The organism is Streptomyces sp. ISL-36 (genome assembly GCF_018614205.1).
Taxonomy (GTDB): Bacteria; Actinomycetota; Actinomycetes; order Streptomycetales; family Streptomycetaceae; genus Streptomyces.
The window spans coordinates 1-23,142 of record NZ_JAGGOS010000095.1; the positions used below are offsets into that span (position 1 = coordinate 1).

Annotated in this window: 27 protein-coding genes, 1 tRNA gene, 1 pseudogene and 1 riboswitch; of the genes and pseudogenes, 19 read left to right on the forward strand and 10 right to left on the reverse strand. The window is 70.7% G+C overall.

What is annotated here, in order from left to right; genetic code table 11:
• Positions 1-126: 126 nt before the first annotated feature.
• Both J7E93_RS23775 and J7E93_RS23780 read left to right on the forward strand, forming a co-directional pair.
• Entirely contained in the window at positions 127-813 is a 687-nt protein-coding gene (locus J7E93_RS23775) for a helix-turn-helix domain-containing protein (RefSeq protein WP_215071972.1), read from the forward strand.
• A gap of 36 nt (positions 814-849) precedes the next feature.
• Entirely contained in the window at positions 850-1,005 is a 156-nt protein-coding gene (locus J7E93_RS23780) for a DUF6126 family protein (protein WP_215071973.1), read from the forward strand.
• Positions 1,006-1,023: 18 nt separating this feature from the next.
• On the opposite strand, the gene J7E93_RS23785 is transcribed toward J7E93_RS23780, so the two are convergent.
• Complete coding sequence (locus J7E93_RS23785) at positions 1,024-1,836, reverse strand: tyrosine-protein phosphatase (RefSeq protein ID WP_215071974.1); 813 nt, start codon at positions 1,834-1,836, stop codon at positions 1,024-1,026.
• Between the two features lie 360 nt (positions 1,837-2,196).
• Positions 2,197-2,385, forward strand: a riboswitch (cyclic di-AMP (ydaO/yuaA leader).
• Between the two features lie 4 nt (positions 2,386-2,389).
• On the opposite strand from J7E93_RS23785, the gene J7E93_RS23790 reads away from it, so the two are divergent.
• From J7E93_RS23790 to J7E93_RS23800, 4 genes and pseudogenes are all read left to right on the forward strand, one after another.
• Entirely contained in the window at positions 2,390-3,367 is a 978-nt protein-coding gene (locus tag J7E93_RS23790) for a LysM peptidoglycan-binding domain-containing M23 family metallopeptidase (protein ID WP_215071975.1), read from the forward strand.
• 174 nt (positions 3,368-3,541) lie between these two features.
• A complete protein-coding gene (locus J7E93_RS23795; protein ID WP_215071976.1) occupies positions 3,542-4,336 on the forward strand; it encodes an SGNH/GDSL hydrolase family protein in 795 nt (264 codons plus the stop codon).
• Between the two features lie 215 nt (positions 4,337-4,551).
• A pseudogene (locus tag J7E93_RS38140) lies at positions 4,552-4,673 on the forward strand (DUF6745 domain-containing protein); the annotation flags it as partial.
• A gap of 99 nt (positions 4,674-4,772) precedes the next feature.
• Positions 4,773-5,606 carry an SIMPL domain-containing protein gene (locus J7E93_RS23800; RefSeq protein WP_308368761.1) on the forward strand — a complete coding sequence of 278 codons (834 nt, stop codon included), beginning with the start codon at positions 4,773-4,775 and terminating at the stop codon, positions 5,604-5,606.
• Here the strand turns inward: J7E93_RS23800 and J7E93_RS23805 are convergent.
• Both J7E93_RS23805 and J7E93_RS23810 read right to left on the reverse strand, forming a co-directional pair.
• Positions 5,591-6,235 carry a TetR/AcrR family transcriptional regulator gene (locus tag J7E93_RS23805; protein WP_215071977.1) on the reverse strand — a complete coding sequence of 215 codons (645 nt, stop codon included), beginning with the start codon at positions 6,233-6,235 and terminating at the stop codon, positions 5,591-5,593. The genes J7E93_RS23800 and J7E93_RS23805 overlap by 16 nt on opposite strands.
• A gap of 146 nt (positions 6,236-6,381) precedes the next feature.
• Entirely contained in the window at positions 6,382-7,560 is a 1,179-nt protein-coding gene (locus J7E93_RS23810) for a Glu/Leu/Phe/Val dehydrogenase dimerization domain-containing protein (RefSeq protein WP_215071978.1), read from the reverse strand.
• Between the two features lie 85 nt (positions 7,561-7,645).
• Between J7E93_RS23810 and J7E93_RS23815 the strand changes: the two genes are divergently transcribed.
• Positions 7,646-8,917: an MBL fold metallo-hydrolase gene (locus tag J7E93_RS23815; RefSeq protein WP_215071979.1), complete on the forward strand. Its 1,272-nt coding sequence runs from the start codon at positions 7,646-7,648 to the stop codon at positions 8,915-8,917.
• Between the two features lie 321 nt (positions 8,918-9,238).
• Here the strand turns inward: J7E93_RS23815 and J7E93_RS23820 are convergent, their stop codons facing one another.
• The gene (locus J7E93_RS23820) at positions 9,239-9,442 is read right to left on the reverse strand and encodes a DUF2795 domain-containing protein (protein WP_215071980.1); all 204 of its coding nucleotides are present in this window, start codon (positions 9,440-9,442) and stop codon (positions 9,239-9,241) included.
• A 610-nt stretch (positions 9,443-10,052) separates the two neighbouring features.
• Between J7E93_RS23820 and J7E93_RS23825 the strand changes: the two genes are divergently transcribed.
• Genes J7E93_RS23825 through J7E93_RS23845 form a run of 5 tightly spaced genes read left to right on the forward strand, consistent with a single transcriptional unit; the run spans position 10,053 to position 13,973 of the window.
• Positions 10,053-11,990: a sensor histidine kinase KdpD gene (locus J7E93_RS23825; protein WP_215071981.1), complete on the forward strand. Its 1,938-nt coding sequence runs from the start codon at positions 10,053-10,055 to the stop codon at positions 11,988-11,990.
• Between the two features lie 7 nt (positions 11,991-11,997).
• Entirely contained in the window at positions 11,998-12,432 is a 435-nt protein-coding gene (locus tag J7E93_RS23830; protein WP_215071982.1) for a roadblock/LC7 domain-containing protein, read from the forward strand.
• Between the two features lie 2 nt (positions 12,433-12,434).
• Positions 12,435-12,806 (forward strand): DUF742 domain-containing protein, encoded by a 372-nt coding sequence (locus J7E93_RS23835; protein ID WP_215071983.1) that lies wholly within the window; start codon positions 12,435-12,437, stop codon positions 12,804-12,806.
• Positions 12,784-13,407: an ATP/GTP-binding protein gene (locus J7E93_RS23840; protein WP_215071984.1), complete on the forward strand. Its 624-nt coding sequence runs from the start codon at positions 12,784-12,786 to the stop codon at positions 13,405-13,407. Before J7E93_RS23835 ends, J7E93_RS23840 begins: the two co-directional genes overlap by 23 nt.
• Positions 13,404-13,973 carry a GAF domain-containing protein gene (locus tag J7E93_RS23845; protein WP_215071985.1) on the forward strand — a complete coding sequence of 190 codons (570 nt, stop codon included), beginning with the start codon at positions 13,404-13,406 and terminating at the stop codon, positions 13,971-13,973. Before J7E93_RS23840 ends, J7E93_RS23845 begins: the two co-directional genes overlap by 4 nt.
• Positions 13,974-14,147: 174 nt before the next feature.
• Here J7E93_RS23845 and J7E93_RS23850 read toward each other — a convergent pair whose 3' ends face one another.
• Positions 14,148-15,347: an acyl-CoA dehydrogenase family protein gene (locus J7E93_RS23850; protein ID WP_215071986.1), complete on the reverse strand. Its 1,200-nt coding sequence runs from the start codon at positions 15,345-15,347 to the stop codon at positions 14,148-14,150.
• Between the two features lie 605 nt (positions 15,348-15,952).
• On the opposite strand from J7E93_RS23850, the gene J7E93_RS23855 reads away from it, so the two are divergent.
• A complete protein-coding gene (locus J7E93_RS23855) occupies positions 15,953-16,324 on the forward strand; it encodes an MmcQ/YjbR family DNA-binding protein (protein ID WP_215071987.1) in 372 nt (123 codons plus the stop codon).
• Positions 16,325-16,393: 69 nt separating this feature from the next.
• Here J7E93_RS23855 and J7E93_RS23860 read toward each other — a convergent pair whose 3' ends face one another.
• Both J7E93_RS23860 and J7E93_RS23865 read right to left on the reverse strand, forming a co-directional pair.
• Complete coding sequence (locus J7E93_RS23860; RefSeq protein ID WP_215071988.1) at positions 16,394-17,287, reverse strand: transketolase family protein; 894 nt, start codon at positions 17,285-17,287, stop codon at positions 16,394-16,396.
• Positions 17,288-17,310: 23 nt separating this feature from the next.
• A complete protein-coding gene (locus tag J7E93_RS23865; protein ID WP_215071989.1) occupies positions 17,311-18,030 on the reverse strand; it encodes a transketolase in 720 nt (239 codons plus the stop codon).
• Positions 18,031-18,157: 127 nt separating this feature from the next.
• Between J7E93_RS23865 and J7E93_RS23870 the strand changes: the two genes are divergently transcribed.
• Positions 18,158-18,231, forward strand: a tRNA-Pro gene (locus J7E93_RS23870).
• 99 nt (positions 18,232-18,330) lie between these two features.
• On the opposite strand, the gene J7E93_RS23875 is transcribed toward J7E93_RS23870, so the two are convergent.
• Together J7E93_RS23875 and J7E93_RS23880 are read right to left on the reverse strand one after the other, a co-directional pair.
• A complete protein-coding gene (locus J7E93_RS23875) occupies positions 18,331-19,560 on the reverse strand; it encodes a site-specific integrase (protein ID WP_215072019.1) in 1,230 nt (409 codons plus the stop codon).
• 7 nt (positions 19,561-19,567) lie between these two features.
• Complete coding sequence (locus J7E93_RS23880; protein WP_308368762.1) at positions 19,568-19,882, reverse strand: helix-turn-helix domain-containing protein; 315 nt, start codon at positions 19,880-19,882, stop codon at positions 19,568-19,570.
• 405 nt (positions 19,883-20,287) lie between these two features.
• Here J7E93_RS23880 and J7E93_RS23885 point away from each other — a divergent pair, with 405 nt between their 5' ends.
• From J7E93_RS23885 to J7E93_RS37340, 4 genes are all read left to right on the forward strand, one after another.
• Positions 20,288-20,488 (forward strand): hypothetical protein, encoded by a 201-nt coding sequence (locus tag J7E93_RS23885; protein WP_215071990.1) that lies wholly within the window; start codon positions 20,288-20,290, stop codon positions 20,486-20,488.
• A gap of 989 nt (positions 20,489-21,477) precedes the next feature.
• Positions 21,478-21,687 (forward strand): hypothetical protein, encoded by a 210-nt coding sequence (locus tag J7E93_RS37330; RefSeq protein WP_251066992.1) that lies wholly within the window; start codon positions 21,478-21,480, stop codon positions 21,685-21,687.
• 24 nt (positions 21,688-21,711) lie between these two features.
• Positions 21,712-22,302 carry a JmjC domain-containing protein gene (locus tag J7E93_RS37335; RefSeq protein ID WP_308368763.1) on the forward strand — a complete coding sequence of 197 codons (591 nt, stop codon included), beginning with the start codon at positions 21,712-21,714 and terminating at the stop codon, positions 22,300-22,302.
• 80 nt (positions 22,303-22,382) lie between these two features.
• On the forward strand, positions 22,383-22,538 hold the full coding sequence (locus J7E93_RS37340; protein WP_251066993.1) for a hypothetical protein: 156 nt from the start codon (positions 22,383-22,385) through the stop codon (positions 22,536-22,538).
• Between the two features lie 9 nt (positions 22,539-22,547).
• Here the strand turns inward: J7E93_RS37340 and J7E93_RS23895 are convergent, their stop codons facing one another.
• Positions 22,548-22,829 carry a hypothetical protein gene (locus tag J7E93_RS23895; protein WP_215071991.1) on the reverse strand — a complete coding sequence of 94 codons (282 nt, stop codon included), beginning with the start codon at positions 22,827-22,829 and terminating at the stop codon, positions 22,548-22,550.
• A 76-nt stretch (positions 22,830-22,905) separates the two neighbouring features.
• Between J7E93_RS23895 and J7E93_RS23900 the strand changes: the two genes are divergently transcribed.
• Positions 22,906-23,103, forward strand: a complete 198-nt coding sequence (locus J7E93_RS23900) for a hypothetical protein (RefSeq protein ID WP_215071992.1) — start codon at positions 22,906-22,908, stop codon at positions 23,101-23,103.
• Positions 23,104-23,142 lie beyond the last annotated feature (39 nt).

Consider the following 23,142-nt stretch of genomic DNA (forward strand, 5'->3'; position numbering starts at 1 on the left):
CCAACCTCACAGGGCAATACAGCTAGGGCCGTCCGGAAGGGTCGAGCAGGTCAGGATGAGGTGCCCGGCTTTTGCCTCTGAGGCAAGAAAATTGCCTCAGAGGAAAGATCATGGCGGAATGGAGGCATGGAGCACCTCCCCGGGGGGTCCCCGGACCCCGCTGCACCTGCACCTGCACCTGCGCCTGGACCTGCACCGGACACAGCCGATCCGTCCGACGCCCTTCCCGACACGCTTCCCGACGTCGCTCCGCAGCTGCGGGGGCTGCGTCGCCGCCGGGGGCTGACCCTGGAGGCCGCCGCGCAGCGGGCGGGTCTCTCGCCGGCCCATCTCTCCCGGCTGGAGACGGGGCGCCGGCAGCCCTCGCTGCCGATGCTGCTCGCCCTCGCCCGCATCTACGGCACGACGGTCTCCGCGCTCCTCGGCGAGGTTCCGCCCGAACGCGATCCGATCGTCCGGGCGGGCCGTTCCGAGCCCGTCGAGGCCGACGGCTGGGTCTACCACCAGGCCGGCGGCCCGGGCCGCGCCCTGCAGGCGCTCCGCGTCCACGTGCCGTACGCCACCCCGGCCGACATCGTCCGTGTCCATCCCGGCGAGGAGTGGCTGCACGTCCTCGACGGCCGGGTGCGGCTCGCGCTCGGCGACGCGGTGCACGTCCTGGACCCCGGGGACAGCGCGCACTTCGATTCGCTCACCCCGCACCGTATCGGCGCCGCCACGCGCGGCGGCGCCGAGCTGCTCTTCGTCCACACCCTGATGCAGAGCCCCGTCGCCGAACTGTGCCTCGGCGCCGGCGCCCCCCATCTCCGCTGAGCCGTCACCGAACCGAGACCGTCAGGAAGGGCAGTCATGTCCGAAAAGTCAGTTCCGACCACCGGCGAGGAGCGCGGCGGCGGGAAGTTCCCCAAGGGGCTGGTCCTCAGGCTCTTCGCCTACCTGGTGGCCGGCCACCTCTTCGCGGGCTTCCTCTACCTGCTCTTCATGCTCGGCGGCCAGAACCGGTAGCCGCCCCGGCCGGCTCGGCTACGCCTCGGTGACAAGGCGCTCGCGCAGCCGCTCACGCGTCTCGGGGGAGAGCTTCAGCCCGTCCGAGAGGTAGCTCTCGACCGTCCCCCAGCTCTGCTCGATCGTCTCGAACGCCGCCCGCAGGTACTCCACGCGCGCGTCGAAGAGGGGGCTGAGCAGCTCCATCACCTCGGGCGACATGGCGTCGGCGGCGGTCGAGCTGCGACGCACCTTGTAGCGGCGGTGCGGGTCGTTCGACTTCACGTAGTCGGCCTCGATCGCCTCGCGCTCGACGCCCACCGCGAGCAGCGAGATGGCGATGGAGAGCCCCGCCCGGTCCTTGCCGGCCGCGCAGTGCATCAGCGCGGGGATGCTGTCCTCGGCCATGGCGTGCAGGACGCGGCTGTGCTCCGCCGTCCGCTCGACAATCATCTTCCGGTACGAATCGGACATTCGGGCCGCCGCCTTGCCGTCGGCGAGCACGGAGCGGAGCTGCTCGAGATCGCCGCTGCTGACGAGCTTCCAGAACTCCTTGCCGTCGGCCGGGTCATTGAGCGGTATGTTCACATTTCGTACACCCGGGAGTTCGACGTCGGCGCCCTCCACCTTCCGGTCCGCCTGATTGCGGAAGTCGAAGACGGTGTGCAGCCCGAGCGTGGAGAGGAACGCCGCGTCCTCCTCGGTGGCGTGCGCCAGGTGGCCACTGCGGAAGAGTCGTCCGAACCGCACCGACCTGCCGTCGACGGTCGGCAGGCCGCCCACGTCCCGGAAGTTGCGTACCCCGCTCAGCTCGGGCTCGGTCGACGGGACCTGAGGCAGCTGCTGCGTCACGAGTGCTCCTGAGTGTTGTGAAGATCTTCGACGATATGAGATCGGTTCCTGGCGCAATCATCCCGGGTCGGGTCACGTCGGCACACCCCTCGGGCGGTAATGAGCGATCTGTCCGAATTGGGATGTAAGGGATAACGCGCCCTGGTTGCAGGGGAGATGGTCTTCGGTGCGTGAGCAGCGTCATAACTGTGACGGACCGTGCCTGATCATTTTGCGCAATTTCCCTGCGCCAAAAGGAAATCGAGGTTCCGCCATCGACGGAGGGTGACGGGAATTTCGTGCGGATATCGCGGCGCGGAATGCGAGATGAATCCGACGGCTTGTTCGCGCCGACCCCGCTCGTCTACGGTCACCGTCAATCCGGTCGGACCGCCGAATCCTGCCACCGACCGGAATCCGCACCCACCCACGTATGGCAGGAGCGGGGGACCCAGGTAAGTACGCCGATCCGGTCGTTCCGGACGGCTCGGGGTTAAGCCGCGTGAAATCGCGGCCGGACATCTCCAGTCCGAACCCGACAGCTCACCTCGCAGGCGACGGAGAGGAATTCGCCATGCCCGCAAAGGGTAAGCACCGCCGTCCCAAGGTCAACCCGCTCACGCGCGGTTTCGTCGCCGCCGGTACCGGTGGCGCCGTCGTCGCCCTCCCGCTCCTCGGCGCGACCGGCGCCCACGCCGCCGACAAGGCCGCTCCCGCGCTCACGCCGGAGCAGGCCGTGGCCGCCGTCGCCGCGGCTCCGGCCAAGGCCGCTCCGGCCGCCGCGCCCGCCGCCAAGGCCAAGCCGACCACGTACTCCGTCGTCCCCGGCGACTACCTCTCCAAGATCGCCGCCGAGCACCACCTGGCCGGCGGCTGGAAGAAGCTCTACGCCGACAACCGACAGGTGGTGGGCGAGAACCCCTCGCTGATCCTGCCGGGCATGAAGCTCACCCTCGGCGCCAAGGCGTCCGCGCCCAAGGCCGCTCCGAAGCCGGCTCCGAAGGCGGCTCCGAAGGCCGAGAAGCCCTCCAGCGACGCGAGCGAGTCGCGTAGCTCCCGCAGCAGCGAGCGCCCCTCCGTGGAGTCCTCGCCGGCCCCCGAGGCCGCGCAGACGACTCAGTCCGCGGAGCCCTCCCAGGCCTCCTCCTCCGGCTGGGTCGCCCCGGTCGGCGGCGGCATCTCGACCCCGTACCGCGCCTCCGGCTCCATGTGGTCCTCCGGCTACCACACCGGTGTCGACTTCATCGCCTCCTCCGGCACCTCCGTGAAGGCCGTCGGCCCGGGCACCGTCTACTCCGCGGGCTGGAGCGGCTCGTACGGCAACGAGGTCGTCATCCAGCACGCCGACGGCACGTACTCCCAGTACGCCCACCTCTCCTCCCTCTCCGTCTCCGCCGGCCAGACCGTCGGCGCCGGCGACCAGATCGGCCTGTCCGGCTCGACCGGCAACTCCAGCGGCCCGCACCTCCACTTCGAGATGCGCACCGGGCCGAGCTACGGCTCCGACATCGACCCGCTGGCCTACCTGCGTCAGCAGGGCGTCGGCATCTGACCCACGCGCGACAAACTCCGCCACAACTCCGCACGCCAGAAGGCCCGGCACCCATGTGCCGGGCCTCCGGCGTATTCCGGCTTGGCGGAATCTTGACCGGTGGCATATCTCACCCACCGTCAACCCCTCCTTACGGTCGCGTAGGTCACACCCATAAGGGAAAGATGTGCTCCCGTGGCAGACGATTCGAGATCAAGAGACACGCACGTATTCGGGTCGTACGCGGCGATCGGTGACAGCTTCACCGAGGGCGTCGGAGACCCCGGACCCGACGGGAAGTACGTCGGGTGGGCGGACCGCTTCGCGGTCCTGCTCGCCGACCGACTGCCGGAGCACGACACCTTCCGTTACGCCAACCTGGCCGTACGCGGCCGGCTCCTCGACCAGATCGTGGCGGAGCAGGTGCCCCGGGCGAAGGAACTCGCCCCCGATCTGGTGTCCTTCTGCGCGGGCGGCAACGACATCATCCGCCCCGGCAGCGACCCCGACGACGTCGCCGAGCGGTTCGAGCGTGCCGTCGCCGAGCTGACCTCCGCCGTCGGCACGGTCATGGTGACGACCGGCTTCGACACGCGTGACGTTCCCGTGCTCCGGCACCTGCGGGGCAAGATCGCCACCTACACGGCCCATGTCCGGGCCATCGCCGACCGCTATGACTGCCCGGTCCTGGACCTGTGGTCGCTCAAGTCCGTGCAGGACCGGCGTGCCTGGGACGCCGACCGGCTGCATCTGTCGCCCGAGGGGCACACCCGGGTCGCGCTGCGCGCCGCCCAGGTCCTCGGCATCGAGGTACCCGCCGACCCGGACCAGGTCTGGCCGCCGCTGCCTCCCCGGGGCACGCTGGAGGTGCGCCGCGACGACATCCAGTGGGCCAGGGAGTACCTGGTGCCGTGGATCGGGCGGCGGCTGAGGGGCGAGAGCTCCGGCGACCACGTGGCCGCCAAACGCCCGGACCTCATGCCCCTGTAGCGGTCCCGGTGGCCCGAGCGGTCCCGGTGGCCCGAGCGGTCCCCGAGGCCCGGGCGGACGGTCCCGGTGGCCCGGGCGCCCGCCACCGGGATCCGCTCCAGCACGCCGGTCCGGCAGGGGAGACCGGCCGAGGGGTGCGGGTGGCGGCTGTACGGGGAGATCGGTCTGGATCGCGACCCGCTCGATGTGCGGAAGCCGGGACAGCTCGCTGAGCGCCGGACGGCACCTTCCGTACGTACTGGTTGCGGGTGCCGCCGGAGACCACGACCGCGCGGCAGGGGGTGGCCCGGACTTTGGGCTCGCGGCGGCGGCGTGCGAGCCGCTCGCGCAGACCTGAGCGGGTGACCGGGCAGGAGTGGCGCGCGGGCGGGGGAGGCGGGGGGTGCTGGGATGTCCGCGCCGGATCTTCCGGTATCCACCGTCGAAAGGACCGACTGTGACGATCCGCCACTTCCCGACCGCCCGCGCCGGAATGCCGCCCGCCGACCGCGCGCCCCGCCGCACGATCACCATTGGCCTGGTGATCGGCGCGCTGACGCTCGCGGGAGCGGGCCCCGCGCTCGCCGCGAACGCCGGGGGCTCGGCGCCCGCACCCGTCGTCGCTGCCACGGCTCCGGCTGTGGCTCCGGCTCCGGCGACGGCCCCGGCTGCGGCTCCGGCGACCCTCACCGTCACCGGGACCGGACGGGCCGCCGCCGCGCCCGATATGGCCATTCTCTCGGTGGGGGTGGAGGTGACCCGCGTCACCGCCAAGGAGGCGATGTCGGCCCAGCGCACGGCTGCCGAGGCGCTGCTCGGCGCACTGCGGAAGCAGTCGGTCGCCGACCGGGACATCCGGACCGACAACCTGTCCCTCTCGCCCGTCTACACCCAGAACTCCAAGGGTGAGAACAAGGTGACGGGCTATCAGGCCGGGCAGACCTTCTCCGTGAAGGTCCGGGACGTCGGCAAGGCCGGCCAGGTCATCGGGGCCGTGACCGGGGCGACCGGTGACGCGGGCCGGGTCAACAGCATCGCCTTCGACGTCGCCGACCCCAGCGCGCTGCGCGCCAAGGCCCGCGAGGCCGCACACCGGGACGCGTATGAGAAGGCCTCCCAGAACGCCCGGCTCAGCGGCCACCGTCTCGGCCGCCTCGTCTCCCTGACGGAGGGCGAGAGCCTGCGCCCCAGCCCTGGTGCCGGCATGCCCGCCGACGCGCCGGAGGTTCCTCTGGCTCCGGGCGAGATCGAGGATCAGGTGACGGTCACGGCGGTCTACGAACTGGTGTGACGGTCGCGGGGGGAGGCCGGGGCGGGGGCCTCCTGAGGGGCAAGGCCGAGTTCGCGGACGAGGGCCGCGTCGGCCCACTCCAGCATGACGGCGCGGGAGAGCGACCCGGCGTAGGAGGTCATCTGCACGGCCAGCCCGTCCAGGAAGGCGGTGAGTCGCCAGGCCGCCCCGGCCGGATCCTCGCAGGGGAACTCCCCTGCCGCCGTGCCCTCGGCGATCACCTGCGCCAGCGCCGCCTTCCACTGCTGGTCGAGCGCCGCGGCGACCTCACGCAGCGCCGGCTCCCGCAGACCGGCCGCCCAGCCCTCGATCCACAGCCGCCAGCCCTTGGCCTGCCCGGTCGGGGCGTACCAGCGGACGGCCGCGCGCAGTCGGCGCAGGGCGGTGGTGCGGCGCCCGAGGAGCCGGCGCAGATGCGCGAGGTCGGCTTCGGCGGCATGGGCGAAGGCCGCGGCGACGAGCTTCTCCTTGGTCGAGAAGTGGTAGAGCACGAGCGCGTTGCTGACTCCGAGGGCGGCGGCCACATCGGCGATCCGGACGGCGGCCACGCCTCGGGCCTCAATCTGTTCGACGGCGGCCCGCAGCAGCTCCTCCTTGCGTTCCGGCACACTCAACCGCACTCTCGCCACGGCGGTCAGCCTACACAGAACATGACACGGGCATGATCGTTTATTCGCCCGCCCGCCCGCCCGCCCGATCGGCCGCGCTGCCCGCCACGTCGGCGGCCCGCGTCGGCGACCGCGCAAGGCGACGGGCGCCGAGCGCCCCGCGCGCGTCAGTACCACCCGTAGCGCTCGGCGATCTCCGGCAGCCGTTCCTCCACCAGCGCGTGCGCCGCCGCGCGCGGCGTGACGCCCTCCGCCTCCGCCCGGTCCATCATCCGGCCCACCAGGGACCGCATGGCCCGCCGCGTGTGGGCGAAGGCCTCGTCCGCGTCCGCCCCGATGTCGCCGAACAGCGTCCACCACCACCAGGCGTTCGTCGCCGAGTTGACCACCACGTCCGGGAGCACCACGACGCCCCGTGCGGCGAGCAGTTCCTCCGCTTCCGGCAGCACCGGCATGTTGGCCGCCTCCACGATCCAGCGCGCCCGGATCCGCCCCTGCGCCGCCGCGTCGACCGCGTACGAGACCGCGGCCGGCACCAGGACCTCCGCCTCTGCCGAGAGCCAGGCGCCGCCCGCCTCCTCGCGGTCCCCGGGCCGCAGCGCCGAGCGGTCCACCGTCCCGTGGCCGTCACGGGCGGCCAGCAGCGCCTCCACGTCCAGCCCCTCCGGGTTGACGATCGTGCCCTTCACATCGGCGACGGCCACCACGCGGAGGCCGGCCCGGTCCAGGAAGCGTGCGGCCGCCCCACCCATCGTGCCCAGCCCCTGGAGCGCGACACGGGTCTCCCCGTAGGGTCTGCCCGCCCGGTCCAGCGCCACGAGGACCGCCTCGGCGACCCCGCAGCCGCCCACGAGTGCGTCGAGCCCGATGCCGTCCACCTCCACGGCGAACGCGTCGGCGAGCCTCTGCCGCGCCTCCGCCTCGTCGTCCAGGAGGGGATAGACCGCCTGGATCGAGGAGACCAGTCCCGCCTCCGCCGCCGCCCGGTCGATCAGGTCCTGGGTCAGCCCGAGGTCCTCACCGGTGGTCCAGAACCGCTCGATGTACGGACGCATCGCCCGCAGGTAGCGGACCAGCACGCCGTACGCCTCGGGGGAGCGCGGGTCGCAGTCGATGCCCCCCTTGGCGCCGCCCAGTGGGACGTACCGGCTGGTGGGGTCGTAGTGCAGCGCCTCCTTCATGGTCATGCCCCGGGCCAGCCCGGCGACCTCCTCGGCCGTGCACCCCGCACGCATGCGCAGCCCGCCGCTGGCCACCCCGCGCACCAGCCGGTCGACGACCAGATGACCGCGGCGGCCGGTGACGTGGTCCGTCCAGCCGACGGTCAGCAGGGGGGCGGTGCTCATGGGGTGCTCCTCCGGAGTGGCGCTGTACTGAACGGTGGTTCAGTATCGCGGATCGCCCCGCCGCGATGACCGAGGGCCGCTCATAATGGAACCCCGACCCTCAGGAGGCCCTGTGACCGGCACCGGCTCCGACCCATCGCTGCGGGCCCGTCTGCGCGCCCGGCGGCCCGAAGCCTTCGGCGCCGACCCGACGGGGGAGCGCCTGGAGCGCATCAGGCGCTCGCCGAACTTCGCGGACGGCGTCTTCCAGAACCCCGTGGCGTCCCGGACCGTGCCCTCCGGCTCCGGCGTCGAGCTCGCCAAGATCTACTTCCAGAAGGAGGCACGGGCGAGCCGAGCACCCACCGGCGCCGTCCCCGTCCACGCCACCACTCTGGCCGATCTCGCCAAGCGCCCGGTCTCCGGCCTGCGGCTCACCTGGATGGGGCACTCCAGCGTGCTCGCCGAGATCGACGGCCACCGGGTGCTCTTCGACCCCGTCTGGGGCGACCGCTGCTCCCCCTTCTCGTTCGCCGGTCCCAGGCGGCTGCACCCCGTGCCGCTGCCGCTCGCCGCGCTCGGTCCCGTCGACGCCGTCGTGATCTCCCACGACCACTACGACCACCTCGACCGGCCCACGATCAAGGCGCTGGCCTCGACCGACACCGTCTTCGTGGTGCCGCTGGGCGTCGGCGCCCACCTGGAGCGCTGGGGGGTGTCCTCCTCCCGTCTGCGCGAGCTGGACTGGAACGAGTCCACCGAGATCGGCGAGACGCGCTTCACCGCGACACCGGCCCGCCACTTCTGCGGCCGTGGTCTGCGCAACCAGCAGCACACCCTGTGGGCCTCGTGGGTTGTCGCGGGGGCCGAGCACCGCATCTACCACAGCGGTGACACCGGATACTTCCCCGGCTTCCGGGAGATCGGCGCCGAGCACGGCCCCTTCGATGCGACCATGATCCAGATCGGGGCGTACAGCGAGTACTGGCCCGAGGGCCACACGGGTACCACGCCGCTCCCGGGAGCGTGGCCGGACATTCACATGACCCCCGCCGAAGGCGTGCAAGCCCACCTCGACCTGCAAGGCCGCAAACCGCACGGGGTGCTGCTCCCGATCCACTGGGGGACGTTCAACCTGGCCTTCCACGCCTGGGCGGAACCGGGGGAGTGGACGATGGACGCCGCCGCGGACGCCGGGCAGGCCGTCGCCGTCCCCCGGCCGGGTGAGCCCTTCGAGCCCACGGCTCTCCTCCCCGTCGACCCCTGGTGGCGGGCGGTCTCCAAGCCCGTCGCCCGCCCCTGGCGTGGCCCGCAGCCGGTGACCGTCCCCTCGGAAGCCACCCCGCGGAGCGACCTCGATCTCGCCGGCGAGCGATGAGGGATCGCCGGTGACGGATTCCAGGTGACGGGCCCCCGGCCGCCGAAGGCTCCCTGGGAGCGCCGCAGAGGCGTCCCGAGGAGCCTTCCGGCCATGGGGGCCGCCCCCTGGCCATGGGGTGGCATCTCCTGTCCGGGGGCGGCACCGCTCCTGGGTACGCGCACACGCGCCGACTGAGGCCCGCGCCCCGCGGGAGCACGTGCCGCCTCGGTGTACGCCGCCCCAGCCCGGCGGGCCCGCCCGGTGGCGGGCCCGCGGGCGGCTCCGGCGCGGACCGACCCACGCCGGTCAGCTCCTGACCAGCTCCTGACCAGCTCCCGGTCAGCTCTTTCCGCCGCCCCCGAAAACGGTCTTCTGCACGTCGTCGGGGCCGTCGTACCGCTTCGATCCGGAGCTCCGGAGCTTCTCCACGACACTGTCGTCGGCGCCGTTGCTCTTGGCCAGTGAGACCAGGTCCTCGCCGCTGGCGGGGTACTCGGCCCCCTTGAGAGCCTTCTGGACATCGATGGGGCTGATGTCGGCCATGGTGCTGACCTCTCTCTTCTCCTCGTGCGTGCATACCGGTCTCGTGGCCGGTGCCCAGAATCCGGCCGCCGATTCGGCCGCGGGACGCCGAGGTGGCGGCCGTTCGCGGGGGAGGCCCCGGCGCTCGATTCCGGGCTGGGCCACCCTCCGCTCCTACGGACGGTCACGGCCTCCGCGTCCACGGGAACGGGCGCGCGGCCGTCTCCCCGCGTCACCGGAGGCCGCCGGACGGTCCGGGAACCGTGACGGGCGCCGGCCCCCGCGCTCCGCGCGGCGCGCGCGCCACCCCGGCCCGAGAGCGCGACGGCGGATTCCGGTCGCGGGCGATTTCCATGGCGGGCGGGGCGTGCACCCGCCTCCGCCCGCTTCCGCTCCATGCTCCCCGACGCTGCGTCATGTTTCGGCCAAGCATTCTCGGCCGGTTGTGCGAGGGGTAATACCAGAGTGGGCGGCTCTCCGGGTAAGTTTGCCAACTGCGCACCGCACATGAACGGTTGACGACTACAGTGTGTGGTTGGTGATCATCGGTAGGCTCATCACACGCACGTAGCACGCACCCCTCAGTACACGTTGCAGTACGCCGATTCCTGGGCACGTACCAAGGACACTCATGTCTCAACTTCGCGCACCCGCCTCGCGGTCCGAACGCCGCGAGGGCGGGCGGCACGGCCGGTCAGGCGCCCGCTCCGCCCCCAGCGCGGGGGCCCCCAACCCCGCGCAGCATCCCGCGCCGCTCCCGACGGAAGCCCGCATACGTCCACAACTCCTGCGCACGTCCGTGCTCCCGGCCGTCGCAGTGGCACTCGGCGGCGCCGCCGCCGTTCTCTTCACCCTCCGCTCCACCGGGGCCAGTCCGACCCCCGGCCTCTGGGCGGCGCTGACGGGCGCCGCTGCCCTCACGGTCGCCTCCGTGACCGCGGCGGCCCTCGGTGCCGACCGGGCCGCCAAGGCCGTCCTCGACCGCTGCAACTCCCTGCGCCGCTCCAGCGCCAGGAGCCAGAGCGAACTGCGCGCGGTCGTCGAACAGCTGCGCCGCGGCGAGGGGCCCCCGGCCCGCCCGGCCGTCCCGCCCGCCGCCGCGTCGGGCGACGAGTTCGACCTGCTCGCTCAGGAGTTGACCCGCTCCCACGAGGCCGCCGTGGCCGCCGTGGTGCAGGCCTCCCGGCTCTCCAGCAGCGTGGGCAACGAGCAGAAGGTCGAGGTCTTCGTCAACCTCGCCCGCCGTCTGCAGTCGCTCGTGCACCGCGAGATCCAGCTCCTGGACGAGCTGGAGAACGAGGTCGAGGACCCCGAGCTGCTCAAGGGCCTCTTCCACGTCGACCACCTGGCCACCCGCATCCGGCGCCACGCGGAGAACCTCGCCGTGCTCGGTGGCGCCATCTCCCGTCGCCAGTGGTCGAATCCGGTCACCATGACCGAGGTGCTGCGCTCCTCCATCGCGGAGGTCGAGCAGTACCCGCGCGTGAAACTCGTCCCGCCGATCGACGGTACGCTTCGGGGCCATGCCGTGGCCGACGTCATCCACCTGCTCGCCGAACTGGTCGAGAACGCCACACTGTTCTCCGCTCCGCACACCACGGTGCTGCTGCGCGCCCAGTACGTCACCGCCGGCCTCGCCATCGAGGTCGAGGACCGCGGCCTGGGCATGCCGGTCACCGAGCAGAACAAGATGAACGCGCTCCTCGCCGACCCCGACCAGGTCAACGTGGCCCACCTGCTGCAGGACGGCCGCATCGGACTGTTCGTGGTCTCGGCGCTCGCGCGGCGCCACGGCATCGCCGTACGTCTCCAGTCGAACATCTACGGCGGTGTCCAGGCGGTCCTCGTGCTGCCGCAGGGGCTTCTCGGCGCCGACCCGGAAGGGCTCGCGCGGAGCGAGAACCAGGCGGGAGCGGTGACCGCCGGCCAGGCGGCCCAGGCTCAGGCCCAGGCGGCCCAGACCCACGCCGCGCAGCAGCTCCAGGGCCAGGCGCCCGCCCAGCCGCAGCCTCTCGCGCCCGCGGCTCCGGCGGCCCCCGCGGCCCCTGTCGCGACCGGGTCGCCCGCGCTCGGACCCGCGCCCGTACGCGTACCGGCGCAGACCTCCTCACCCCAGCCCGTACAGGCGCACGGACAGGGGCAGGCACACGGACGCACACACGGACAGGGGCAGGGGCAGGGGCAGGCGCAGGCACCCGACCCCGGGCAGCGGCCGCTGACGTACACCCCCTCAACACCGCCCGCCCTGCCGACCCAACCGGCACGCCACGGTGAGCCCTCCCCGGCCCCCCCGAGTGCCCGCACCGGAGGCGCCCCCCTGCCTCCTCAGGCGCCCCCGACCCCCCCGGCCCCGCGCGCGGAAGCGCAGAGCCGCCCGCTCCTCCCCAAGCGGCGCGCCCAGGAGCACCTCGTCCCGCAGCTGCGCGACGAGCCGGCCGCCCGCAAGCCGGAGGAGCACACCCTGCACGACCCCGGTCTGATGGCCGCCTTCCAGCGCGGCATCGGACTCGCCGAATCCCAGCCCTCCCCCCAAGAACCGCTGCGTCCAGGCGACGCGCACAAGGAGTAGATGCACCATGGCGAGCAATGTGCCGAACGGCCATTCCTCGGATCTCGACTGGCTGCTGAGCGGTCTGGTCCAGCGGGTCCCGTACACCCGCAACGCGGTACTGCTCTCCTCCGACGGCCTGGTCAAATCGGTCCACGGCCTCGACACCGACGCCGCCGACCATATGGCGGCGCTCGCCTCCGGGCTGTACTCGCTCGGGCGCAGCGCCGGCGCGCGGTTCGGCGATGGCGGCGAGGTGCGCCAGGTGGTCGTCGAGCTCGACTCCACGCTGCTGTTCGTCTCCACCGCCGGTTCCGGCACGTGCCTGGCGGTCCTCGCCGGACGCGAGGCGGACGCCGCCGTCCTCGGCTACGAAATGGCGATGCTGGTCAAGAGCGTACGGCCGTATCTGGTCACGCCCGCCAGACAAGCGGCGGGCGCGGCGGGCAGTACGGGGCAGTGAGCGTGACGTCCCCACAGGAGGGGCCCTGGCTCGACGACGCGGCCGGCCGGCTGATCCGGCCCTACACCGTCAGCGGCGGCCGGACCAAGCCCACCACCGCGCTGGACCTTCTCTCCATGGTGATGGCCACAGGCTCCTCCCCGCAGGGGCACATGGGCCCCGAGCACAGCCTGGCCCTCGGGCTGTGCGACGGGCCCACCTCGGTGGCGGAGATCGCGGCGCACTTACGGCTCCCGGCGGTCGTCACCAAGGTTCTGCTCTCCGATCTCGTGGACTGTGGGGCGCTCACCGCCCGGGCACCCCGCTTCCACGCCAACCCAACCGACCGTTCCTTGCTGGAGGCAGTGCTCGATGGCCTACGACAACGGCTCTGAGCGCAACGAGAGTTTCGCGACCGACCCGTTCCCCACCGCGCTCAAGATTCTGGTGGCGGGCGGCTTCGGCGTGGGCAAGACCACCTTCGTGGGCGCGGTCAGCGAGATCGAACCGCTCAGTACCGAAGAGCTGCTGACCCAGGTCAGCGCGGGCACGGACAGCCTGGAGGGCGTGGAGTCCAAGACCACGACCACGGTCGCGATGGACTTCGGGCGCATCACCCTCGACGACCGCCATGTGCTGTACCTGTTCGGCACACCGGGCCAGGAGCGCTTCTGGTTCATGTGGGACGAGCTCTCCGAGGGCGCGCTCGGAGCGGTCGTCCTCGCCGACACCCGCCGACTGGAGGACTGCTTCTCCGCGGTCGACTTCTTCGAACGGCGGGGCATCGGATTCGTCGTGGCCGTCAACGAGTTCGACGGTGCCTACCGCTACGAGCCCGACGAGGTGCGGTCCGCGCTCGACCTCAAGCCCGAGGTGCCGGTCGTGCTCTGCGACGCCCGGATCTCCAGCGCCGGCATCCGCACCCTGCTCACCCTCGTCCAGCATCTGCTCACCACCATCCCGGCCGCCGTGCCGAGCTACGGAGCACCGACATGACCTACGACCCGACCGGTCATCTGCTGTTGACCCCCGTCGACCAGGAGGCGCCCGCCCGTGTGCAGCGGCTGCGCGAGCTGGGCCTCGGGGAGCGGCCGGAGCCGGCCTTCGACGAGTTCGCCCACCGGCTCGCGGAGGTGACCGGCGCCCCGTACTCGATGGTCAACTTCATCGACGAGAACCGGCAGTTCTTCGCCGGTCTGCACACCCCGGCGGGCACCCACTCGGGCAGCGACCTGGGCGCGGCGGCGGCCGGCGGCAACGTCGGCCGGTTCATGGCCCGCGACCACGGCTACTGCCCGCACGTGGTGGTGCGCCGCAAGGCGCTGGTCCTCGAGGACGTCTGCGACTACCCGCGGTTCGCGGGCAACCCGGTGGTCGACGAGATCGGCATCCGCTCGTACATGGGCGCGCCGCTGATCGACCGTACGGGGATCGCGCTGGGCACGATCTGCGTGGTCGACACCGACGTACGGCCGTGGGGCCGGGCCGGTCTGGAGACCATCAAGTCGCTGGCGGCGGAGCTGGTGGAGCAGATCCACCGTCGTGAGGAAGGCCTGCTCTGACGGCAAGGGGGCGCCCCGGAACGGCACATGGCCGGGCCGGGGCGCTTCTGTGTCGGCGGACGTTCCGTCGCGCGAACCGCCTCCGCCTCCGTCTCTGCCTTCACGTGTACCCGTACCTGTCCCTGTACCTGGACCTGTTCCCGCACCCGTACCCGCGACTCCGCTCCGCAGAAGTCAGGCGTGGACCGGCTCCAGCCTGACCAGGTCCGACATCCTCTCCGACCAACTCCCCTTGTCCTGGCCGAGGGCGACCTCCGCCAAGCGCAGCAGCTGGATGTCCGACGTACCGGCCGGGGCGAAGATGTGGTGCGCGTCGCGCAGATAACGCTCGATGGAGCGGTCCGTGAAGAGCCCGGCCGCGGCGTGGATCTCCATCGCGTTGCGCCCCGAGTCGAGGGACGACTCCACGTTGACCAGCTTCGCGTTCATCAACTCGGCGTCGCAGGACATGCCCTGATCCAGCAGGTGCACCGCGTGGTAGGCGGCGAGCCGGGCCGTCATGAGCCGGGACTGCATCTGCCCCAGCTTCAGCTTGACGGTGGGCAGCTCGTGCAGCGGCTTCCCGTAGCGCTGGCGCTCGGCGCAGAACCGGGTCGTCTCCTCGAGGATCGCCTGGTGGATGCCGAGCGAGACGGCGGTGAGGTTGGCGCGGCCGTACAGCACGCTGGAGGAGTACGCCACGGACAGACCGTCGCCTTCGTCGCCCAGGCGGTTGGAGGCGGGGACCCGGCAGTTCTCGAAGATGAGCTCGCCGAAGCTGAAGCCGTGCAGGCCCATCGCCGGCTGCTGGGGACCGGTCCGGAACCCAGGGCGATCGGATTCGACCAGGAAGGCCGTGAGTCCCTTCGATCCGGGACCGGTCCTGACCACCACGCCGTGCAGATCGCCCACATGGCTGTTGCCGACGAAGACCTTGCTGCCGTTGAGGATGTAGTCGTCCCCGTCGCGAACGGCGCTGGCGGTCATGCCCAGGACATGGCCGCCGGACCCGGGCTCGGTGACCGCGATGGTCGGCAGGCACTCGCCGGCCGCGATGGCCGGAAGCCACGTCTTGCGCTGCTCGTCGCTGCCGAAGTGCACGATCTTGGCGGTGCCGAGCTGGGAGGCCTGGACCATGGCGCCCATCGCGCCGCTGACGCGGGAGAGCTCCTCGATGATGATGGTCTTGGCCAGGTGCCCCGCACCCATGCCGCCGTACTCCTGGCTGATAGTCGCACCCAGCCAGCCCTGCTCGCAGATCAGCCGGGAGAGCTCGTGGTGCACCGACCGGGACGCCTCCATCTCGGCTATCCGTGGCCGGACCTCACTCTCCGCGAACGCGCGGACCGTTTCCCTGAGCTGATGATGCAGTCGGCTGCTGAAGTAGCCGTCCATACGAGTCCTCCCCTGCGAAACGCCTGCCCGTTCGGTTGTTCGAGCAGGTGGTGCATCGGCAGTGGTCCCGTCCCGAACAGGCCGACACTTCATGGTGTTGATCTTTCCTGGGCGGATCAATATCGCCACCGAGTTTGTCCGAAACCCGAGTGGTTGACGTTTGAATCTGACTGTGTTTCGCGTGGACTTGGCCTGTTCGCTCGGGTCCCCAGGGCATTCCCCGTGGGCATCTTTCTGCCACATGCCAAGGGCACCCAGTTCTTGGGCATATGGCGTCGAGGCGTACCGGCTCGCCTCATACGTCACGTCATCCCCAACGGGGACGCATAACGGAAGTCTCCGCGAGGCCGCGGAAGCCCCTGATCGCGGGGCCGTGGCCTCGCTCAACCCTCCGGCGCGGGCTCCCGCACGGCGCAGAGGTGTGCCCGGTGGCGCCCGGGCGCGTCACGGGGAGTGACCGGCGCACACTCCGGCGCATGCGCCGACGACGGCGTGGGCGACGGCGTGGGCGACAGCCCCGACGGCGGCGCGTCCTCCTCCTCCTCCTCCTCCTCGTCGGCGTCGGCGTCGGTGCCGTTGTCGGTGGCTGCCCGTACGGTCGGGGTATGGCCACCGCCGACGACGTACGCCGCATCGCACTCTCCCTGCCCGGGGCGGTCGAGAAGCTCGCCTGGGGCATGCCCACCTTCCGGGCCGGACCGGGAGGGAGGATCTTCGCCTCGCTGGACGACGACGACCAGGTGATAGGGGTGAAATGCCCCAAAGAGGAGCGCGAGGAACTCATCGCGTCCGAACCCGACAAGTTCTTCGTGCGCGAGGGCCACGACGACGGCTATGCCTGGGTACGGGTCCGGCTCGCCGCCCTCGACGACGAGAAGGAGCTCCGCGCGATCCTCGCCGACTCCTGGCGCCAGGCCGCTCCACGCCGGCTCCTGGAGCAGTATCCGGAGGTGGGTGCCCCGCGGCAGGAGCGCTGAAAGCCGGACGACCGCCGGGCCGGGCGGCGAGCGGCCGGTACCGACCGCCGGCCCCGTGGCCGCCGCAGGTCAGCGCCCGAGGAAGGCCGTGATGCGTTCCCGCAGGCCGGCCGGGTCCAGGCCCTGGCCCACCAGGTGCTCCTCCATGCTGCCGTACGTGCGTAGCTCCCGCCGGGAGACGCCGAGGCCCAGGACGCGATGGGGCGTCTCGGCGAGGGCGTCGTTGGCGGCAGTGGTCGAGGTTCCGGCGAGGTAGGGCTCCACCAGGACGACGTCGGCGCGGGTCTGGGCGACCGCGTGGCGCAGTGTGTCGGCGTCGAAGGGGCGGATCGTGGTGGCGTAGAGGAGGGTCACGTCGAGGCCTTCGACGGCGGCGAGGACGTTGTCGAGCATGGGGCCGACCGCGACGACGACTCCGTCACGGCCGTCGCGCAGCGTGGTGAAGCCAGGGGAGACGGGGCGGGCCGAGGCGTTGGACTGCAGCGAGAGCCGGACGTAGACGAGGTCGTCGCCCGCGACGGCCCGGCGGAGCAGTGCCTCCGCCTCGTCGGGGTGGCCGGGGACATGGACCGTCCAGCCGTCGAGGGTGTCGAGCAGGGCGACGTCGCCGGGCGACATATGGGTGAAGCCGCCGGCGGGCCAGTCGTACGAGGCTCCGGCGCTGACGAGGACCCCAGAGACGCCCTGATGGCCGAAATCCAGCTTGACCTGCTCGAAGGGGCGCTCGACGAGGAAGCTCGCGAAGGTGTGGACGACCGGCCGCATCCCGGTCAGCGCGAGTCCGGCGCCCGCGCCGATCATCAGCTGCTCCCGGATGCCGACATTGATCACACGATCGGGATGGCGGCGTTCGGCCTGCTGGAAGCCGTCGCTGCTGATCTCGGCGAGAACGAGCGCGAGGCGGGGATCCTCGTCGAGAAGGCGACTGGTGGTCGAGATGAAGCGGTCACGCATGGTGTCCATGGAAGGCTCTCCTCGGGGGGTGCTCAGGCGTGCTTGGGCTCGACACGGGCCACGACGGCGCGGGGCCGCCCCGGGTGCGGGGTGGTGAAGGCGGTGTACAGCGCTTCGTGATCACGCCCGTCGACGGTCTCCGCGGACCATCCGGCGGCCTCGAAGCGTGAGGCGATCCCGCCGGGCCAGCCGTGGGTGGCGGAGCTGTTGTCGATCACCAGCGTGCGCAGCTGCTCCAAGCCCGCGGGCCCGGCATAGGCGAGGGCCTCGTGATTGCTGCCCTCGTCCAGCTCGGCGTCCCCGATCAGCACCCACACCCGTGGCTCGGTCAGCCCCTGCGCCCGCAGCCCCAGCACGCTCCCGACGGCCAGCGGCAGCCCGTGCCCCAGCGACCCGCTGCCGATCTCGGCGCCCGGCACCAGCGTCCGGTCGGGGTGGTGCCCGAGGGGCGAGTCGTAGGACCCGAAGCGGGAGAGCAGCTCCTCGGGGAAGAAACCCTTGGCGGCGAGGACGGCGTAGTACGCCATCGGCCCATGCCCCTTCGACAGCAGGAACCGGTCCCGCCCTCTGTCCCCGAAGGTCTCGGGCGAGACCCGCAGGACGCGGTCGTAGAGGACCCAGAGCGCGTCGAGCGTGGAGGTGGCGGCGGGGGAGTGCTTCTCGTCGCCGGTCATGAGCCCCATGAGCCGCTGAAGCCGATCGAGGTCGGGACGGGGATCGCGCGGGGCGAGGGTGTCTGCCGTGTTCGTCATGCGACTCACGGTGCTACCTCGAGCAAGGTTGAGGTCAAGCACGGAAGTGGTTCGTGATCACCCGGGGAAGTGCGGTATTGTTCTCATGCGCGTTCGGCCGGGGGGAAACCCCAGGTCAGACGGGCACCGGGACGTGGCGCAGCTTGGTAGCGCACTTGACTGGGGGTCAAGGGGTCGCAGGTTCAAATCCTGTCGTCCCGACTCGAAAGAGTCGCAGGTCAGGGGACGTTTCAGAGCAATCTGAAACGGCCCCTTGATCGTTTCTGGGGACCACTTGGGGACCAGTTCACCTTGACCCGGTCAGCGGGCCACGACGATCGGGCTGGGCAGCGACCGGGGCGCCCGGAGCACGCTGAGGTGGGCGGTGAGGGCGGCGCCGGCGGCGGTGATCTGGCGGACGTCGGGGTGCAGGTATCGCTGTGTGGTGGTGAGCGATCCGTGCCCGGCGATCTTGCGTAGGACGTGCACGGGGACGCCGGCGTCTGCGAGCCAGGTGAGTCCGGTGTGGCGGAGGTCGTGGCGGCGCAGGTGCTCGTATCCGAGCTTGCTGACGACCTCGTCCCAGTGAGTGGCGTCACGCAGAACGGCGGTGGAGATAGGACCGCCGCGAGGTCCGGTGAACAGGCGGGCATCGGGATCGGGGCCCGCGGCCAGGACGCGCTGCGCGACGAGCGGCCGGATCTCCTCGATGATGGGCACCTTACGGGCGCGCTTGCCCTTGGTCCCCTTGTCGACCAGACCGCCCGGAGCCGGGGTGGTCTGCCGACGGACGGTCCAGATCCAGTCGGTCGTGTCGATGTCCCCGACCCGGCAGCCGGAGACTTCGCCGATGCGGGCAGCCGTACAGGCGGCGAACAGGACGACGTTGCCCCAGCCTCGGTACTCGCCGTGGGAAGCGGCGACGAGGGCGTCGGCGAGCTTGATGAGCGCCTCCCCGCCGGGCAGGGCCAGCGCTCGCGGGTCGAGGAGCTCGTCCTCAGCCTGCTTGTACAGCTTCTGCCAGCCCGTCACGCGGGCTGGGTTGATCTTGATGATCCCGTCGCGGACTGCCTGTTCCATGACGCGGACGAGAACGGCGATGGTGTTCTTGACCGTTGACCGGCTGTGCTCGTCGGTGATCCAGTTCTGTACGGTGCGGTCGACCGCACCGTTGGTGATCATCCGAACCGGCAGGTGACCCAGCGCGGGCACCACGCGGAGCCTCCACCCCGAGAGGTAGGGGTCGCGTGTTTTCAGTTCAAGGCCTCGCAGCGCGAGTTCCATGTTCGCGTTGCCGTAGTCGGACAATGTCATCGTGGCGAGCGATGGGTTGATACCGGCTTCGGCGGCCTCGATCAGGCCGGTGAGCCACTCTTGGGCTTCGTCCTCGCTCTCCTTGGCGGCGGAGAGGGACTTGCGGGACTTGGTCGCCGGGTCCCACCAGCGCACGCGCGCGCGGTATGGAGAGGGGCGGTCGGGGCGGTATTCGACGTCGGTCTTGAGGCGGACGCCGATGGGAATGGTTTCGGCGGCGGCTGTAGAGGGGGCTATGACCAAGTCAGGCCGCCTGTTCGGGGTCGACACGGCGGCTGCGCAGCCAGTGTTCGACGTCGATGGCGCTGTAGAGGATGAGACGACTGGACACGGGGACGAACGGCGGCTCTTGCCGCGGGCGGGCCGTACGCCAGCGACGAAGCGTGGAGGGATCGACGTTCAAGATGCCTGCGAGCTCATCCGTCGTGAGCCATTTGCCGGCGGCCAGATCGGAGGAAACGTTTCGTCCGCTCTTGGTCAAATCATGGGATGTCATGAGGTCCTTGTGACGGTGCAGAACGCCGATGTAGCGCGTCGGTGCATGAGGCAGGTCGGTCACGCTCCCCTGCTCGGAGGAATGGTGGGACGACGACCATAGGGGGAATGGTCAGAAAGTCCAGCGAAGGACCGCCTGATTCGCGCACGGAGAACGACTAATTGAGCGTCGCCTGATTCGAGAACCGCATGCGAGGCCTCGACCTGCGGCTCGCTGACGGACCACCGCGCCCCAACTCCGGGCCCTGGCAGCCAAACCCGGGATGGAAAGGGGCGGCGTCGGAAGACGAGGGTGAAACCGTTGCATGAGCTGGCGAGAACCGTTCGGCTAGCGGACAGGGATGTGGCGGTCGAGGTTCGATCATCCGCACGATCCCCGGTTTCGGAAACCGGGGATTCTCCGCTATATTCCGCCCCGGATCGGCTGCATGGTGATGTGAATTGACGATCGAGCGGGCGGGCGCCGGCCATGGAACTTTCGACCTTCGGCTTTCAGGGGCCACCACAGGTCAAGCGCTTCGGCCCCGGTTCCGACGGTGAAGATCAACAGGACTACGACTTCCCACGAGGAAATCTTCTTGAAGTCCTCGCCCTCAACGCGCTGACCTGCGCGGATAGCCGTGTGAGGTGTGCTGAGCTGCAACTTTGCAGCTTTCAGGGGCTTTCATGATGATGCTGTCTTACGCGGTCGATTCTCCCCAGACGCCCCCCAAGGGGGCTTAATTCTCCCCGGATTCTCCCCAGCTGGCACTGCTTCGGTAGGAGCACCGCCCCTGGCCAAGGCTAGTTCTCGGCTCGGAGAAGCGACTACGCATAGTGTCGGGGGAGGAGCATGACCGTGTGGTGCGTCTTCTGGACGGCCCGTCCCGGCGGGAGCCTTCCGTGAGCGGCCAGCGGTTCGTGCCCTTGCCGTCCAGAGCGGGGTCGTCCCCGGTTGTCGTTCGAACACGCGCCTGGGTTTCTGAGCAGGGACCCGAAGGAGTCCGCCGACCAGGATCCCTCTTCGGCCTTCATCGGTTCACTCGGGTGCAGCTGGATCAGTTTTGTTAGGAGCGCTCTTGTCCTGCGGCGCTGTTGGTTGGGAGGTCGGGGTAGCTCGCCGATCCAGGTGCGCCTGGTAGCGGTGCTGCGAGTCTGGCTCGCAGAGACGGAAGATCGCTGTGGAGGCCCAGTGCGGCGTCCACCAGCCACAGTTGTGCTGCGAGTGCTGGTCGCAGGGACGGCCGAGTGAGTCAGCAGACCCATGCGCAGGAGGTGGTCGCCGTGGTGGTGCTGCGAGCCGGACTGGCAGAGACAGCGTCGCAGATCCGGCTACTGTGGCGCTGGGCGTAGGGGCCGTAGTGGTGCTGCGAACCGAACTCGCAGAGATGGGTCCTCCCGGTACCCGAGAGGCGCTCCGCTTCGTAGCCGCGGTACAAGGTTGGCGTCCACCTTGCCGCACTCATCCTCTGGCTTCGCTAACCCATCCAAGATCATTTGTCAGACAGGCCCTAGCCCTAAGACAGACCCTTGATGGGCCAGGACGGTTCAGCCCCGCGCGGGCGGAGCAGACGCCGAGCCGATCTTGCCGATGTAGTCCTCGAACGGTTCAGCTCCGCGCGGGCGGGGCGGACACGGTGACGACGAAGGCGATGATGCCGAGGGGTCATGCGCCGTGGCTTGTCGAACCCCCAGTTCCGTGTGTTCCAGAACGGGCGCGAGCTTCACCTGGGCGAGTACTTCACCGACACCGTGACACGGCGCGGGCAGGGCATCCGCTTCGCGAACATGACCCGCCTCGGTGCCCTGATGGGCGAGGGCTGCACTTTGGTCCTCGACGAACTCGATTTCTCCGACCCCACTCTGGAGGCGGCGTGCCGGGCGCTGTAGTGGTGGTCCCACGAGCTCGTCCAGGTGAACGCGTATCTGACGACCCAGGACGCTGCCGGCTTCGCGCTGCACTGGGACGACCACGACGTGGTGATCGTTCAGGTGGCCGGCGAGAAGTCCTGGGAGGTGCGAGGAACGTCGCAGCCGGTACCGATGTACCGGGACGCCGAACCCAACAACACGCCGCCCGATGAGGTGATCTGGAAGGGCACCCTTCGGGCCGGGGACGTCATGCACATCCCCCGAGGCCACTGGCACCAGGCCACTCGCACGGACCGGGCGGACGGATACAGTCTGCACGTGACGTTCGGCTTCGTGAAGCGCACGGGGGTGAACTGGCTGGCATGGCTGACAGACCAGTGCCGCCGCGAAGAGGTTTTCCGCACCGACCTGGACCGCTGGGGCACAGCCGAAGCGCAGGCCGAGCAGATCGCCGCGCTCGCCTCGGCGACCGCCCGCCTGACCGACCGATTCGGGGCCGCCGCGTTCCTCGCGGCCCGGGAGCAGGAATGCCCAGCCGCCCGGCACGTGCAGACCGCCGGCCTGTTCGGGCCGCCGGCCGCTGTGGTGTGCGTGACGGAGTTCCCGCCGATCCTTGAGCCGGCGGCCATGTGACCGTCACGGCAGCGGGCAAGCGTCTCACCTTCCACGGCTAAGCCCTGCCCGCGCTGCGCCTGTTCCTCTCCGGCGCGCCGGTGGACATCGAGCAGGCGGCCATCGAGACCGGCATCGACGCCGGCGAACTTGCCGACATCCTGCTCCGGGAGGGGCTGTGCGCGGAGCTGACCGACGAATTGCGCTCGGGCTGTACCGGGCTGGTCCCAGCCGCCCTGTCCTCGAACGCGCACTAGAAGTCGGCGTTACCGCGGTCGATACGGCCTACAACTACAGCCGGGCCGTGGTCGCTGTACCTCGGCGATGGTCCGTTGGCAGGGTTCCCACGCCAGGCCCAGGCTCGCCGCGGTGGCCAGGGCCAGCACCAGGAAGGCGAGTCGAAGCCACGGCTGCTGATTGAACATGTCCGCCGTCATGTCGCCGGCCCCGAAGAGACCGAGCCCGGCGAGCCCGGCGCCCATGTAGGCGATTCGCCGGGTCTGGTAGTGGGCTTGTTGTTGCAGCCACTCCCAGGTGTCGGCCGTCACACCTAGCCTCCCTCCTCATCCACGGGAGGCGACTTCCACCAGCCGTCAATGAAGCGAGAGAACGAGACCAGAAACCGTGGCATCCGCCCAGCGCCTCCATGCACGCCGGGTACTGGTCCTGGTGCCCACCCTGGACCTCCTGGCGCAGATGAGCGCTGCCTGGCGGGCCGGCGGCCGCGCGATCGCAGCGGCCGTCGTCATCGAGCGGGACTGCACACCCGCCCAGTACAAGGAGCTGGAACAGCGGATCATCCAGCGCACCCACGAGCTGTAGCCAGGAGACCGGGCCGCGGTGGTCGATAGAGTGATCAGT

Coding starts and splice junctions, on each gene's coding strand:
- J7E93_RS23845 (WP_215071985.1), top strand. CDS start 13,404: ATGACCTACGACCCGACCGGTCATCTGCTGTTGACCCCCGTCGACCAG.
- J7E93_RS23860 (WP_215071988.1), bottom strand. CDS start 17,287: ATGGACACCATGCGTGACCGCTTCATCTCGACCACCAGTCGCCTTCTC.
- J7E93_RS23830 (WP_215071982.1), top strand. CDS start 11,998: ATGGCGAGCAATGTGCCGAACGGCCATTCCTCGGATCTCGACTGGCTG.
- J7E93_RS23840 (WP_215071984.1), top strand. CDS start 12,784: ATGGCCTACGACAACGGCTCTGAGCGCAACGAGAGTTTCGCGACCGAC.
- J7E93_RS23865 (WP_215071989.1), bottom strand. CDS start 18,030: ATGACGAACACGGCAGACACCCTCGCCCCGCGCGATCCCCGTCCCGAC.
- J7E93_RS23775 (WP_215071972.1), top strand. CDS start 127: ATGGAGCACCTCCCCGGGGGGTCCCCGGACCCCGCTGCACCTGCACCT.
- J7E93_RS23825 (WP_215071981.1), top strand. CDS start 10,053: ATGTCTCAACTTCGCGCACCCGCCTCGCGGTCCGAACGCCGCGAGGGC.
- J7E93_RS23885 (WP_215071990.1), top strand. CDS start 20,288: ATGGAACTTTCGACCTTCGGCTTTCAGGGGCCACCACAGGTCAAGCGC.
- J7E93_RS23820 (WP_215071980.1), bottom strand. CDS start 9,442: ATGGCCGACATCAGCCCCATCGATGTCCAGAAGGCTCTCAAGGGGGCC.
- J7E93_RS23790 (WP_215071975.1), top strand. CDS start 2,390: ATGCCCGCAAAGGGTAAGCACCGCCGTCCCAAGGTCAACCCGCTCACG.
- J7E93_RS23815 (WP_215071979.1), top strand. CDS start 7,646: ATGGAACCCCGACCCTCAGGAGGCCCTGTGACCGGCACCGGCTCCGAC.
- J7E93_RS23810 (WP_215071978.1), bottom strand. CDS start 7,560: ATGAGCACCGCCCCCCTGCTGACCGTCGGCTGGACGGACCACGTCACC.
- J7E93_RS23855 (WP_215071987.1), top strand. CDS start 15,953: ATGGCCACCGCCGACGACGTACGCCGCATCGCACTCTCCCTGCCCGGG.
- J7E93_RS23780 (WP_215071973.1), top strand. CDS start 850: ATGTCCGAAAAGTCAGTTCCGACCACCGGCGAGGAGCGCGGCGGCGGG.
- J7E93_RS23850 (WP_215071986.1), bottom strand. CDS start 15,347: ATGGACGGCTACTTCAGCAGCCGACTGCATCATCAGCTCAGGGAAACG.